This is a genomic window from Acinetobacter sp. RIT698 (genome assembly GCF_009668065.1).
GTDB lineage: Bacteria > Pseudomonadota > Gammaproteobacteria > Pseudomonadales > Moraxellaceae > Acinetobacter > Acinetobacter guillouiae.
Map to the genome: position 1 here is coordinate 37,322 of NZ_WJYH01000001.1, position 13,308 is coordinate 50,629.

Genomic DNA, 13,308 nt, shown 5'->3' on the forward strand with positions numbered 1-13,308 from the left:
GATACATATTGAAACCGAATTAATAAATTGTATCCATATCTTTTAGTGTTTCATGGTTTATCCTATGCATAGTTTTTTAAAACGTGAATAGAATATGAAATTCAAATATTTAGCATTAGCTGTACTTCCTTTAGCCCTAGCGGCTTGCCAATCTGGCGATATTCAAAAATTGGGTGATACCGCTGTGAAAGTATTACAACAACAAGGTAATGCAGAGCAAACATTAAATGCTTATCAATGGTCTTATCAACCAGCAGATACCAAACAACCCATCGTACTCAATTTTGCAGACCAACGTTTAAGTGTTGCGACTGGCTGTAACCAACTAATGACCAGTGCAAAAGTTGAAAACGGTTTATTGGTTACTGGCAATATCGCATCAACCAATATGATGTGTTCTCCTGAATTAATGAAACAAGAAAGTTTTGCTGCGGCATTGTTCCAATCAAATAAAACAGCATTTGTACTCGACACAGCAAACACTGAAAGCCCAACGCTTACTTTGGTAAACGCGACAGGTGGTAAAGTTGTATTTACAGGTAAAATGACACCTGAAACTAAATACCAAAGCCAAGGTGAAACAATTTTCTTAGAAATCAGCCCAGAAACTAAAGAATGTTCTGCTGGTGTAAGAAAAATGCAGTGCTTACAAGTACGCGAAATCAAATATGCTGACAATGGTGTAAAAACCCAACTAGATAAAGATTGGACATATTTCTATGACCAAATCGAAGGCTTTACTCATAGCCCTGCTGAGCGCCAAGTGGTTCGTGTAAAACGTTATGAGATTAAAAACCCTGCTGCTGATCAGTCTAAATACGCTTATGTACAAGACATGATTATCGAACGTGAAACTGTAAAATAATTGTATAGAAAAGCTGAAGTTGAACTTCAGCTTTTCTTTGTTTAACTATTTATAAACACCTAGATTTAAATCAGTTTTATGCTTTTCCAGCCAAATAATCAAAATATGTCTATTTTAAGGTTTGCGCCTCAATTTTAATCGATGCAGAACATTCAACACTGCATAATAATTAAAAAAAAACAGTGAATATAAACATTCAATAATACAAACTTAAGCAATCCATAGTGATTGCAGCAAAGCTCATTTTTAATACAGCAAGATCGATATAGGTAAAATCATGAATCACAAATTAAGCATTGCACTACTCTTACCCTTGCTCGTCATGGCATGTAGCCAAGAATCCACAACTCAAAAAGTTCCAACGCCTGCATCTATAGAGACCCAAGTTTCAAATACAGCAACTCAACCACAAATTATTTTTTTAGAGGTCAGTCCTGAAACTCGACCTTGTACTGGTGTTGCACCACAAACCTGTCTTTTAGTCCGTGAATTAACCTTGAGCGAAACTGGTCAAAAGAATTATACTGAGAAAGAAGCGAGTTATTTTTATGACTCTATTGACGGCTTTACCCATAATTCAAAGTCTACTCAAATTATTAAGGTCAAACGCACAGAAATTGCCAATCCTGCAGCTGATCAGTCTCAATACCAATATGAACTCGACTCAATTGTTGAAACCATTCCGAGCAAATAATCTTGTTGCTGTTTTTCAAATTACTCAAATAAAAAACCGATGCAAAAGCATCGGTTTTAAGTTCAAAATCAAACTGAGATTAGAACACGCCTTGCGCTAACATTGCATCGGCAACTTTAACAAAACCAGCAATATTTGCACCATTTACATAGTTCACTGTGCCATCAGCTTGAGTACCGTATTTCACACAGTTACGATGAATTTCTTTCATAATTGCATGTAGGCGCTCATCCACTTCTTCAAATGTCCAACCCAAACGAATCGAATTTTGTGACATTTCAAGACCAGAAGTGGCAACACCACCTGCATTTGACGCTTTACCTGGTGCATAAAGGATTTTTGCTTCTACAAATTTTTCTACAGCTTCTAGTGTTGAAGGCATATTGGCACCTTCTGCAACACAGATTACACCATTGGCAAGCAGTACATCTGCATCTTCTTCATTTAATTCATTTTGAGTTGCGCATGGCAATGCAATATCACACTGAATTGACCAAGGGCGTTGACCTTCTAAATATTCAAAACCGTGTTTTGAAGCAAATTCAGAAATACGTCCACGTTTTACGTTTTTAAGTTCCATCACTTCGGCAAGAAGCTCATTGGTAAAGCCGTTTTTTACATGTACCGTACCATTTGAGTCAGACAATGAAACCACTTTCGCACCTAAGTACATGGCTTTTTCTGCAGCAAACTGCGCAACATTACCCGAACCTGAAATCACCACAATTTTATCTTTAAAGCTTTCACCGCGAGTTTTTAGCATTTCTTCAGCAAAATAAACTGTACCAAAACCTGTTGCTTCTGGGCGAGCCAAAGAACCACCGAATGATGAACCTTTACCCGTAAATACACATGAAGTGTCATTACTGAGCTTTTTCATCATACCTGCCATGTAACCTACTTCACGACCACCCACACCAATATCCCCTGCTGGAATATCGGTATTAGAACCAAGGTGACGGTAAAGTTCGATGATTAATGCTTGGCAAAAACGCATGATCTCGCCGTCTGACTTGCCTTTCGGATCGAAATCAGAACCACCTTTACCACCGCCCATAGGCAGTGTGGTCAATGCATTTTTAAACGTCTGCTCAAAACCTAAAAACTTTAAAATAGAAAGATTTACAGATGGGTGAAACCGCATGCCGCCTTTAAATGGACCAATAGCAGAATTATATTGAACACGAAAAGCACGGTTAACTTGAGTTTGACCCTTATCATCTACCCATGAAACACGGAATTGAATCGCTCGTTCTGGCTCAACAAGACGTTCAAGCAAACCGTGCTCAACATACTCTGGGTTTTTCTCAATAAATGGCCACAAACTGGTCATAACTTCTTCCACAGCTTGTAAAAACTCTGGTTGATTTGGATCACGTGCTTTAACGTAATTTAAAAAGTCATTCAGGCTATTATATTTCAACGCTCATTCCTCAGCAGAAAATGATACAAAAAAGGTCAACCCTTTTAATAAAATGATAAATTTTGGCGCAAAGTATTTAATCCCTTTTGTATATAATCCACAACCTTTTTTCAAATGTTTTTTCAAATAATATTTAAATTCAATATGATAATTTCTAATCAACCCTAAATAAAATGTCAATTTGTTGGCGTTTTTAACCAAAAACATATTCGATATTTTGATCTAAATTAGCGCATTTTTAGCGCCAAATTAGAGCAAAGATTTTCACTACAAAACATGCTAAAATTGCAAAATATTCTTCGCTTTTACCAAGCCTTTGTTCATTTTTCTTTAAAGTTTTATTCACATGAATTCATCGCTTTCCTTCATTCAGCAAATAGATGCCATTTTGCCACAAACACAATGTGGACTCTGTGGTCACCGTGATGGGTGTCTACCTTATGCAAAATCTATTGTAGAAAAAGGCGAAGCAGCCAATAAATGTGTGCCAGGTGGGCAACCAGTTGCAGATGCGCTTGCTGATATACTCAATCGTAATAAACTCATTGCTGAACCAAGTGTCTGGCCAATTCAAAGCGATGGCCGTCCACAACGCATGAAAGCCATTATTCGTGAAGATGAATGTATTGGTTGTACCAAATGCATCAGTGCTTGCCCTGTAGATGCCATTATTGGTTCTGGTAAACTGATGCATACCGTACTTACAGATCTATGCACTGGGTGTGAACTATGCATTGCTCCCTGTCCAGTAGATTGCATTGATTTAGTTGAAGACATTCAGCCTATTCCAAATGAACAACAACGTCTTTTAGAACAAAATGACTTACGTGGTCGTTACTATGCACATATTCAACGTGAAGAAAAACAACGCATGCATCGTAAAGGTCCTGTGGTTCGTGCAGAAATCGACACTGAACTCTTTGCGCAGATAACACAACAGAGTCAGGCTTTACCTACAATTGAAATCAATCAGCCCACAATAAAAAATCCAATTGTTACAGATGCGAAAACCACCATTGAATTGGCTAAGCTGCGGACTCAAATTAAAAAACTAGAGAAACAATTGAGTGTTCGAGCAGATGAAAATAAGCAACATCAATTAAATGAATTGATTCAACAGTTATCTGTTTTGCAAGAGGATGCATCATGACTGTAAAGAATATGACCAAAAAGCAGATTCAGATTTTCTTTGAACGATTACGTGAGCAACGCCCAAATCCTAAAACAGAACTCAATTATTCAAACCCGTTTGAGTTACTTGTCGCCGTTACCTTATCGGCTCAAGCCACAGATGTAAGTGTCAACAAAGCCACTGATAAGTTATTCCCTGTCGCCAATACTCCTGAACAAATTTATGCATTGGGTGTAGACGGTTTAAAGCAATATATTAAAACCATTGGTTTATATAATGCCAAAGCTGAAAATGTGATTAAAGCCTGTAAAATTCTGATTGAGAAGCACAATAGCCAAGTTCCAGACAATCGTGCTGATTTAGAAGCTTTACCAGGTGTAGGTCGCAAAACTGCCAATGTTGTGCTGAATACCGCCTTTGGTCAGCCCACAATGGCTGTAGATACGCATATCTTCCGTCTTGGCAATCGTACTGGACTGGCAGTAGGTAAAAATGTCCTTGAGGTCGAACATCGTTTAATTAAAGTGATTCCAAAAGAATTTATTATAGACTCGCATCATTGGTTAATTTTACATGGCCGCTATTGTTGTATTGCACGTAAACCCAAATGCAATGAATGTATTGTGTCAGATGTTTGTAATTGGCCTGATAAATATGAGTTTGGTGCTGCACGTGAAGGTCAAAACAAAATAAGCGGCTGAGCAATTTAAAATATAATTTAACTTTATCTATATACATTCATTCGTTTTAGCTGCACTAAAACGAATGAAAAATCTTTGGTATTTGTTATAAAGCCCTTTTCATAAATCATCAGTTCAATTCCATAGAAACTCATGATTCTAAAGTTAGAATTGAGTTATTTTTCTTTATTCTCTAAATCTTTCTTTAACTTTTCAAGCCGTTTCCACTCTTCAGCCACCTGTGGATGCACTTGGTAATTGCCTGATTTTCTCATTTCACGGCGTTGCTGAAGCTCTTCTTTTTGTGCTTTGCGTAACAATTTAAAGCTCATATACAATAAGCCCAAAAGAAGCAATATACTCAAAATGACCAAGGCAATTAATACAAACTTCACTCTCTACGCCACTCTTGCAAAAAAAAGAGACCTAATATGAATCAGGTCTCTGTTATTGTCAAAGCTTAAAAAAATGCTTTGAATGCGGTCTTATTTATCTAAAATCGCAAATAAATCTTTTTGGACATCTTCTATTGGACGTAAACCGTTCAATTTATTATAAGTCGGTGCATTTTCCCCAGAAGCTGCACGTCCTTGATAGAAACCAACAAGCTGTTCAGTTTCATTATGATAAGAGCCTAAACGCTTACGAATCGTTGCTTCTTCGTCATCTGGACGTTGCACAAGATCTTCACCAGTTTCATCATCTTTACCTTCCACTTTCGGTGGGTTATAAATCGTGTGATAAACACGACCAGATGCTGGGTGCTGACGACGACCAGAAAGACGTTTTACGATTTCTTCGTCTGGTACTTCAATTTCGATTACATGGTCAATGCTAATCCCTTCGTTCTCTAAAGCCTCAGCTTGAGGAATCGTACGTGGGAAACCATCGAAAATACAACCATTTACACAATCAGGTTGTGCAATACGTTCTTTCACTAAACCGATAATAAGCTCATCAGATACTAAACCACCTGATTCCATTACACTTTTAGCTTTAAGACCTAATTCAGTACCTTCACGAATTGCAGCACGGAGCATATCACCGGTTGAAATTTGTGGGACATTGTAGCGCTTACAGATCAACTGAGCTTGTGTACCTTTACCTGCTCCAGGTGGTCCGAGTAATATAATGCGCATAAAAAAACATCCTCATTTAAAACAATATGTATGATACCGTTTGCCATGACAAATTAAAACTTATCATCGTAATGGCATCAAATTTATAAGAAAGCCACAAATAAATGTATTAGACCAGCAAAAAATCCAGTCACACCACCAAGTACAATCAAAATCCATTCGTCTTCCTGAAATGCAGGACGTAACAGGTTTTGAAACTCTTTTGGGGTTAACTCTCTAATCCGCTCTTTAAACATCTGAAAAATTTTCTGTGCACGGCTCGCATTAAACGCAGGGTCGCAAACAGGCACCATCGTAATTTCAATTGACCGATCAATCAAGTCTGTCTTGAGTTTTGCATACTCTTTTAGTCCTAAAGACAATTGTAAAGAGGTCCGAACCAATGGAGTTTCCATAATTTCGTTAATATGACGCTTTACAATACGACGGGTTTTTTCTTTCTTAGGACCATACATCATTTCAGTCATGATTGATTTTAACGTAATCAAATCTTCAGTCACGACACTTGCAAAAACATCTGACACTTCTTCTTGGCGTTTCATAAACGCACCCTGAACATTATAAGTGCCAATTCTTGGAATAACAGGTTTAATCCATGGAAATTTTCGATCTTTTGTACGTTCAAAAAATTGTGGATAGCGTACGTAATGTGGCTCTACTGGATTGAAAACCATCCAGATTGCAATCCAGTTGGTTAAAAAGCCCCAAACGGCTGCAAAGAAAGGTACCGTCCAATGTTGTGGTACAAAGACATAAACAAACATTTGGAAAATACCAAAGAAACTCCCGATTACAGCACTAATATGCCAAATAAAGTTAATTTCTTTTTGCCCAACTTTTAAAAACATACGAACCATCAAACGGCGATCGCCTTCCATTTGAGTAACGACCATATCCCGCATGTTGACCAGTGACTCGACGTTCATGGTCAGTTCGGTCACGAGTTCTCTTAAGACACCCGGCAATTGTTTATGCGCTTGACCATAAATTCGACGTTTAATCGAATAAGGTAAGTTTTCCCACAAAACAGCATTACGATCTAACATCACCTCATCAATCAAATGTTCAAGCTCAAAACCGACTTGTTCACCGATAATCCGAGCCATATCTTCAGGATCCATTGCATCTAAAAATTCACGCAAAGAACCCAGTTTGGATAATGTATTGTCTGTGATGATGCCTGAAATTCGCCCAGCTTTGCGTGGCACAATCCCTTGCCAACCCACGGGTAAGGGACCAATATGAAATCCCCAAAACGTGATTGGATAAAATACCATTTTCAGTGCCATCCAAACGTGTGCCCACGTTACAAAGGCCGTCACTGGGATGATACTTAAAATGGCAAGATGATCAGGTCGAGCTGTAAAAGCGTGCCACAAACCATTAACGTATTCCAACATGCATGACTCTCGTATTTATTTCTATTTGCGGTCGAAGGATATGGATAAAATCATAAAAACTTTAGAACCCGACACTTAAGGTATAAGCAAATTGTATTTGTGGACGAGTTTCCAGGACCATATCTCCATTTTTATTATGAAGTTCACTACCTGCACCCATCCCCACACTAAATGTACTTATACGCTCTTTATTCAATAAAACATAAGATAAATCGGCACCACCACCATATTGGACTTCATCACTTCCGTCCACTTTTTTACTTTTAAGTGTTCCGCCATAGACCCCAACATAGAATCCATTTTTATCTTTACCATTTAATACTACAGGAATTCTATAGCCGACTTGACCAGCAAATTCATGGTCGCCATTATAAAAAACACCTAATTTAGTATACGCAATTCCATAAGGATTTACCCATTCACCATTCGCATGGACCATCTGTTGCGTTACACCCGCACCAATATTCCATTTAGAAGCATCTTCAGGCTTAAACTTTGCCTCTGGTAAAATTCCCTTCATATCTGGCAAATAATCTTTAACATCAGCATGCGCGAAATTTCCGACAGCAACTAACATTAATAAGGGAAAGATTTTTTTCATTATTTTCTCCATTATCCCTAATCTTAACTTAGGTCGAATCTATTTATCCTTAAGGCTCGACTTTAACAGAATTATTTTGGCACTCATATACAAAACGCTATAAATTTAATGTCGCTAAGGTCAAATCCATATAGGCTCTGTTGACAATTCATCAATGTTTACAACGATGCGTATTTTTCAGGTGAAATGTCAACGGACCTGCATTCGGCATAACAAATTTGTTGCAGAGACTGAGTTAAAATATATTTTGATGAGTTATTTGTGTTTTTTAATTTTTAAGACTCAATCTGGGGTAAAATGTTTGACCCCTAAATTCACCCATCTTTAAGTACTAAAGCCGACGACGTATGAAGCAGCAGTTTCCTCTAAAAAATGTCCAACAAGAAAAACGCATCTTTCGTAGTCGTGTCTTTTTTGCGATTGGTATTGTTTCATTTTTTATGTGCCTTCTGGTTGCACGCTATGCTTATCTGCAAATTTTCCATCACCAAGAATTTAGTGAAGCATCAGATAAAAACCGTATTCGACTACAGCCTATCGCACCAGCACGTGGCTATATTTATGATCGTAATGGGATTTTACTGGCAGATAACTACCCTGTTTTTACTGCAACCCTCAGCAAAGCCGATGTCGAAGATATAGATGATACGGTTAAGCGTTTAATTCCAATTTTAAATCTGAATCAAGAAGATATTGACCGTTTTAATAGCCGGATTAAAGCCTCTAAAAAAACAGAACGAGTCACCTTAAAGCTAAACCTAACAGAACAAGATATTGCACGCTTTAGTGAAATCAAGTTTCAATTTCCGGGTGTTGATATCGAAACACAAATGACCCGCTATTATCCACATGGTGAGCTATTTGCCCATGTTATTGGCTATGTGGGTCGTATTAACGATAAAGAACTCAAAGCAATTGATAAAGATAGTTATGCTGGAACCAACCTGATCGGGAAAATTGGTGTAGAAAAATCCTATGAAGATTTACTACATGGTGTTCCTGGTTATGAATCGATTGAAGCCGATGCACATGGTAATGTCTTACGTCATTTAGGCCGTAAAGAGTCAACTCGAGGCAATGATTTATATCTTTCACTCGATTATGGTCTGCAAACCATTGCAGCAGAACAACTTAAAGATCGTCGTGGTGCAATCGTCGCAATTGATCCACGAACTGGTGAAATATTAGCACTGGTTTCAAGCCCAAGTTTTAACCCGAACTTATTTGTAACAGGTATTGGACACGCAGATTATACAGCCTTGCGTGACAACCTAGATCAACCACTCTATAACCGTGCGGTCCAAGGAACTTACCCTCCTGGCTCTACCATTAAGCCGATGGAAGGCTTAGGCGGTATTCACTTTAAAACGGTAGATTGGGGAACTGCAATTTCCGATCCTGGCTATTTCCATTTACCTGGCGATTCACATAAATTCCGTGACTGGAAAAAGACTGGACATGGCTCAGTCAACTTACATAAGTCCATTGTGGTTTCTTGTGATACTTACTTCTATATCTTGTCTTACCAGATGGGTATAGACCGCATGAATGAATGGATGCGCCAATTTGGTTTCGGTGAAAAGACAGGGGTAGATTTACCAAGCGAAAGTACAGGTTTATATCCAAGTCCTGAATGGAAAATGCGTACCCGAAAAAGCAAATGGCTCAAGGGTGAAACCATTTCTGTCAGTATTGGTCAAGGTGCGTTTACCGCGACTCCATTACAACTGGCGATGGCAACAGCAATTACCGCCAACCATGGTGCACATGTCACACCACACGTATTACGTGAATCTAAAGGGGCGAAAAAGCATGAAGTACTCAATGCCCCGACAGGAAAAATCAACTTCAGTGGTACAGATGAAGACTGGATTAAAATGCGTGATGCAATGGTTGATGTTATTCAAACAGGTACAGGTCGTGGTATCCGTACACCAATGTACCAAATCGCAGGTAAAACAGGTACAGCACAGGTGAAGAGTATTGCCCAAGGCAAGCGCTATAACGAAGCTGCACTGACATCAAGACAATTAGACCACGGTTTATTTGTTGGTTTTGCACCTGCTGAAAACCCTGAAATTGCCATTGCGGTGATTTGGGAAAATGGTAAGCATGGTGGTTCTGCTGCCAAGATTGCTCGTCCTGTGTTTGATTACTGGTTGCTGACTCGCAAAAAGAATCCAATTGTACCGCTTAACCATCAAGTCAGTGGTGGCTTAATGACAGCTGGCATCAAACCGGGTGAACTGCCAAGTGGTGATGTTTCTCTTGCAGCAGATCCAAATGCCTTGCCTAAACCGAAGCCAAATACGCAGACCAATACGGCTACCCAAAACCGTATACCAACTCAAGGTCATAGTACGACTTCGACACAACCCACTCCCCCACATGTACCTGAGGCTGATATCAGTGAATAATAAAGTGAAAAACCAATTACGTATTATTGGTGGAGAATGGAAACGTCGAGTTCTTCCTTTTGCTGATATCGATGGTTTACGTCCTACCCCTGATCGAGTGCGTGAAACATTGTTTAACTGGCTGATGTGGGATATTCAAAATGCCAAAGTCTTAGATCTTTGTGCTGGTTCAGGTGCTTTAGGATTTGAAGCACTTTCACGTGGTGCAAGGCACGTGATCATGATTGAACCCAATGCCACGCAAGCTAAATTTTTAAAAGACAATATTCAGTTGCTTAAAGCTGAAAACTGTCAGCTGAAAATTCAAACAGCACAACAAGCCTTATCCAATTTAAATGAACAGTTTGATTTAATGTTTTTAGATCCACCCTATAGTTTAAATTTATGGGATGAATTGGCTCAAAAAGCTGATCAATACTTATCTGATCAAGCATTGATTTATGTAGAAGCAGATCGTGGCTTAAATCAACTGAATTTACCCTCAACATGGCAATTACAGAAACAAACCAAAGCTGGTGTAGTACAAGCAGGTTTATTTAAAAAAATAATATAGGGTATTGTTCTCGTGTGGCATGCCCTACAAAAAATACGCTATTGCCTACACAAATATATTTAAACTTTCAATGTAAAATGCGGCAGTGCCACCCTACAAAGATATAAATTAGTTTTTAAAAAAATATATGAGTTACTTCATTCATATATTTTCAAACAACAATATAGAAAAAATGGGCATGCATTGCCCATTTTTATATTTAAGATAAAGAATTAACGCCCTTTCCAATTCCAGTCACGATCATTGCGATCTCGGTCATAACGATGTCGATCACCATCACGACGCTGATCCCAGCGATGATCCGAATCATGTCGCTGATCATAACGACCATGACCACCTCGATGACCATCATCAAATGGTGCAACAATACAGCCGGTTAATGAAATAGCAACTACACCCAACACAATAACTTTGTTTAACATGATGACTCACCTCTTCATCTCATTTTGTTTAAGTTAGTCTGTTAATGTGTAGTGCTAAACAAGCTTATGTTTCAAGTTGTAGTATTTCCCCCATGATTTCTTCATGGAAATAAAAAATGATCGATAAAATATTTATGGTTAATAGGTCAGCGTTCTAATCCAAAACAGACGCAATAATTGCCCACGATCATAAGGAAAACTAGAGATGTACTCATAACCCACTTTGTTTAAAGCATTGATCTTAAATTCAATACCATAACCAAAAGAAAGATAAAGCTCACTTGATGCAGGATTATCATTTGAAGGGTTGAGTAATGATGTCTTTAATTGTTGTACATTGTAAGCAGTATAATTAAACACCCGAATACGCTCATTTTCATAAAATTTATTGGTTAAAATTGAATAATCTGCCAATTTATGCTCATGCTGTTCTGCTAGCTTTTTTTGCAATTGGTCTTGTTCAAAAAAAATATCCTTTCGCTCAGTGCTCATTTCAGTATCACTTAGGCTATTTTCTTGATTTTCAATTTTAAATAATTGCTCATCTTGCAATTGATCTGGTTGTCCTAATAACTCATCTTGATATTCCACAATTTGATTTTGTGCCTCTTCTGCCATAAGTGCCAGATCATCAAAAGCATAAACATTTGAATTTATAAAAAATATAAAAATGACCATTAAATTGAGCGGGTAAATAGGTCGCATGTTTTGCCTAATCAATTCATCATTTTTATCGGAGTTATACCAATCATAAAACAAGATGGTTGTCTCCTCTGTTTGTTTATACGTCACTTAAATGTTCAGTCTAATTGTAGCCTACATATAGATCAGAATGGCTGAAGCACACCCAATATCAAATGCGTTTCGTTTTAATTATAAATAATATGATCAATATGTTAAACCAATTAACTATCATTCTGAGCCATCATTTTATCAATAGGATTTAAAAAGTTTAATTATTTGAATATTCATATGTAATCAATCCACTAAGATACTTAAATTTCTCTAGATGTTTTTATATTTTTCATCTTGAGTATGTGCAATTGATAAACTTTGTAACTCATCTCTCAATCTAAGAGTCTCATCGATAAAAGTGCTAAAATTAAATTGATATCAAATGAGTTGATTTGAACATGGAAATACGAGATCAAATTATTCTAGTGACTGGTGGCGCACGTGGTTTAGGACTTGCAATTACCCATGCTTTGATTCGTGAAGGCGCAAGAGTCGTTGTAAATTATTTCAATAGTGAAGAATCCGCACAACAACTTGCCAAGGAACATGCCGAACAGGTTTTTATTTACAAAGCAGATGTAACTGATGCAGATCAAGTCAACACGATGTTTAAAAAGGCAAAACTGCATTATGGACATGCAATCACCTCAGTGATTAATAATGCGCTATTGGCATTTAAATTTGATGGTGATCTACGTCCAAAAGTTGAAACGTTGAGCTGGCACAGTATGCAACAGCAATTGGACAGTGCAGTAAAAGCCGCTTTAAACACCACCCAAGCTGCACTAGAAGATATGAAAAAAGATCATTTTGGTCGAATCATCAATATTGGAACCAATCTTGTGCAGAATCCTGTGGTTCCTTATCATGATTATACTGCAGCTAAAGCAGCACTTTTGGCCTTTACCCGCACAACGTCACACGATTTAGGTCAATATGGCATTAATGTAAATATGCTTTCAGGCGGACTATTACGTAAGACTGATGCCAGTAGTGCAACACCTGATCAAGTGTTTGATTTGATCGCTGCTTCTACGCCCTTACAAGAAGTCACCACACCTGAGCAGTTTGCAGATGCCGTGCTGATGTTTTTATCACCGTGGTCACGCGCTGTAACAGGACAAAACTTGATTGTGGATGGTGGTTTAGTCAAAGGCTAATCACAGATCCCCCATCTCATATAAATTCTCGTTTTTCTATCTTGATCACAAGGTTAAATGCTAACAATCAAGAAGCTACAACCAATA

At 38.0% G+C, this 13,308-nt stretch carries 14 protein-coding genes; 7 read left to right on the forward strand and 7 right to left on the reverse strand.

The genetic code is table 11. From position 1 onward, the window contains the following. The first annotated feature begins 94 nt into the window (after positions 1-94). Complete coding sequence (locus GJV03_RS00215) at positions 95-865, forward strand: META and DUF4377 domain-containing protein (protein WP_154129197.1); 771 nt, start codon at positions 95-97, stop codon at positions 863-865. A 277-nt stretch (positions 866-1,142) separates the two neighbouring features. Then, positions 1,143-1,559, forward strand: coding sequence for a DUF4377 domain-containing protein (locus GJV03_RS00220; RefSeq protein WP_004823181.1), 417 nt, complete (start codon positions 1,143-1,145; stop codon positions 1,557-1,559). Between the two features lie 79 nt (positions 1,560-1,638). On the opposite strand, the gene gdhA is transcribed toward GJV03_RS00220, so the two are convergent. Continuing rightward, complete coding sequence (gene gdhA, locus GJV03_RS00225; protein WP_154129198.1) at positions 1,639-2,982, reverse strand: NADP-specific glutamate dehydrogenase; 1,344 nt, start codon at positions 2,980-2,982, stop codon at positions 1,639-1,641. 346 nt (positions 2,983-3,328) lie between these two features. Between gdhA and GJV03_RS00230 the strand changes: the two genes are divergently transcribed. Continuing rightward, positions 3,329-4,132, forward strand: a complete 804-nt coding sequence (locus GJV03_RS00230) for an RnfABCDGE type electron transport complex subunit B (RefSeq protein WP_154129199.1) — start codon at positions 3,329-3,331, stop codon at positions 4,130-4,132. Further along, positions 4,129-4,815: an endonuclease III gene (gene nth, locus GJV03_RS00235; RefSeq protein ID WP_004717256.1), complete on the forward strand. Its 687-nt coding sequence runs from the start codon at positions 4,129-4,131 to the stop codon at positions 4,813-4,815. Before GJV03_RS00230 ends, nth begins: the two co-directional genes overlap by 4 nt. Positions 4,816-4,970: 155 nt before the next feature. Here the strand turns inward: nth and GJV03_RS00240 are convergent, their stop codons facing one another. From GJV03_RS00240 to GJV03_RS00255, 4 genes are all read right to left on the reverse strand, one after another. Further along, positions 4,971-5,189, reverse strand: coding sequence for a hypothetical protein (locus GJV03_RS00240; RefSeq protein ID WP_004717257.1), 219 nt, complete (start codon positions 5,187-5,189; stop codon positions 4,971-4,973). A 90-nt stretch (positions 5,190-5,279) separates the two neighbouring features. Further along, positions 5,280-5,933, reverse strand: a complete 654-nt coding sequence (gene adk, locus GJV03_RS00245) for an adenylate kinase (RefSeq protein WP_004717260.1) — start codon at positions 5,931-5,933, stop codon at positions 5,280-5,282. 83 nt (positions 5,934-6,016) lie between these two features. Then, positions 6,017-7,333 (reverse strand): hypothetical protein, encoded by a 1,317-nt coding sequence (locus tag GJV03_RS00250; protein ID WP_004717262.1) that lies wholly within the window; start codon positions 7,331-7,333, stop codon positions 6,017-6,019. Positions 7,334-7,394: 61 nt separating this feature from the next. Beyond that, a complete protein-coding gene (locus GJV03_RS00255) occupies positions 7,395-7,934 on the reverse strand; it encodes a hypothetical protein (protein ID WP_004717263.1) in 540 nt (179 codons plus the stop codon). Positions 7,935-8,281: 347 nt separating this feature from the next. On the opposite strand from GJV03_RS00255, the gene mrdA reads away from it, so the two are divergent. Then, the gene (mrdA, locus tag GJV03_RS00260) at positions 8,282-10,351 is read left to right on the forward strand and encodes a penicillin-binding protein 2 (RefSeq protein WP_154129200.1); all 2,070 of its coding nucleotides are present in this window, start codon (positions 8,282-8,284) and stop codon (positions 10,349-10,351) included. A 4-nt stretch (positions 10,352-10,355) separates the two neighbouring features. After that, positions 10,356-10,904 carry a 16S rRNA (guanine(966)-N(2))-methyltransferase RsmD gene (gene rsmD / locus GJV03_RS00265; protein WP_035371214.1) on the forward strand — a complete coding sequence of 183 codons (549 nt, stop codon included), beginning with the start codon at positions 10,356-10,358 and terminating at the stop codon, positions 10,902-10,904. A 212-nt stretch (positions 10,905-11,116) separates the two neighbouring features. Here the strand turns inward: rsmD and GJV03_RS00270 are convergent, their stop codons facing one another. Continuing rightward, positions 11,117-11,326, reverse strand: a complete 210-nt coding sequence (locus tag GJV03_RS00270) for a hypothetical protein (RefSeq protein WP_004717269.1) — start codon at positions 11,324-11,326, stop codon at positions 11,117-11,119. 138 nt (positions 11,327-11,464) lie between these two features. Continuing rightward, positions 11,465-11,944, reverse strand: coding sequence for a hypothetical protein (locus tag GJV03_RS00275; RefSeq protein ID WP_252720663.1), 480 nt, complete (start codon positions 11,942-11,944; stop codon positions 11,465-11,467). Positions 11,945-12,459: 515 nt separating this feature from the next. On the opposite strand from GJV03_RS00275, the gene GJV03_RS00280 reads away from it, so the two are divergent. Then, entirely contained in the window at positions 12,460-13,221 is a 762-nt protein-coding gene (locus GJV03_RS00280; RefSeq protein ID WP_004717273.1) for a 3-oxoacyl-ACP reductase, read from the forward strand. The last annotated feature ends 87 nt before the right edge of the window (positions 13,222-13,308 follow it).

Bases quoted from the DNA above. Each gene is read 5' to 3' on its own strand.
- nth (WP_004717256.1), top strand. From the start codon at position 4,129: ATGACTGTAAAGAATATGACCAAAAAGCAGATTCAGATTTTCTTTGAA.
- GJV03_RS00270 (WP_004717269.1), bottom strand. From the start codon at position 11,326: ATGTTAAACAAAGTTATTGTGTTGGGTGTAGTTGCTATTTCATTAACC.
- adk (WP_004717260.1), bottom strand. From the start codon at position 5,933: ATGCGCATTATATTACTCGGACCACCTGGAGCAGGTAAAGGTACACAA.
- GJV03_RS00275 (WP_252720663.1), bottom strand. From the start codon at position 11,944: ATGGCAGAAGAGGCACAAAATCAAATTGTGGAATATCAAGATGAGTTA.
- GJV03_RS00230 (WP_154129199.1), top strand. From the start codon at position 3,329: ATGAATTCATCGCTTTCCTTCATTCAGCAAATAGATGCCATTTTGCCA.
- GJV03_RS00250 (WP_004717262.1), bottom strand. From the start codon at position 7,333: ATGTTGGAATACGTTAATGGTTTGTGGCACGCTTTTACAGCTCGACCT.
- GJV03_RS00220 (WP_004823181.1), top strand. From the start codon at position 1,143: ATGAATCACAAATTAAGCATTGCACTACTCTTACCCTTGCTCGTCATG.
- mrdA (WP_154129200.1), top strand. From the start codon at position 8,282: ATGAAGCAGCAGTTTCCTCTAAAAAATGTCCAACAAGAAAAACGCATC.
- GJV03_RS00255 (WP_004717263.1), bottom strand. From the start codon at position 7,934: ATGAAAAAAATCTTTCCCTTATTAATGTTAGTTGCTGTCGGAAATTTC.
- GJV03_RS00280 (WP_004717273.1), top strand. From the start codon at position 12,460: ATGGAAATACGAGATCAAATTATTCTAGTGACTGGTGGCGCACGTGGT.
- GJV03_RS00215 (WP_154129197.1), top strand. From the start codon at position 95: ATGAAATTCAAATATTTAGCATTAGCTGTACTTCCTTTAGCCCTAGCG.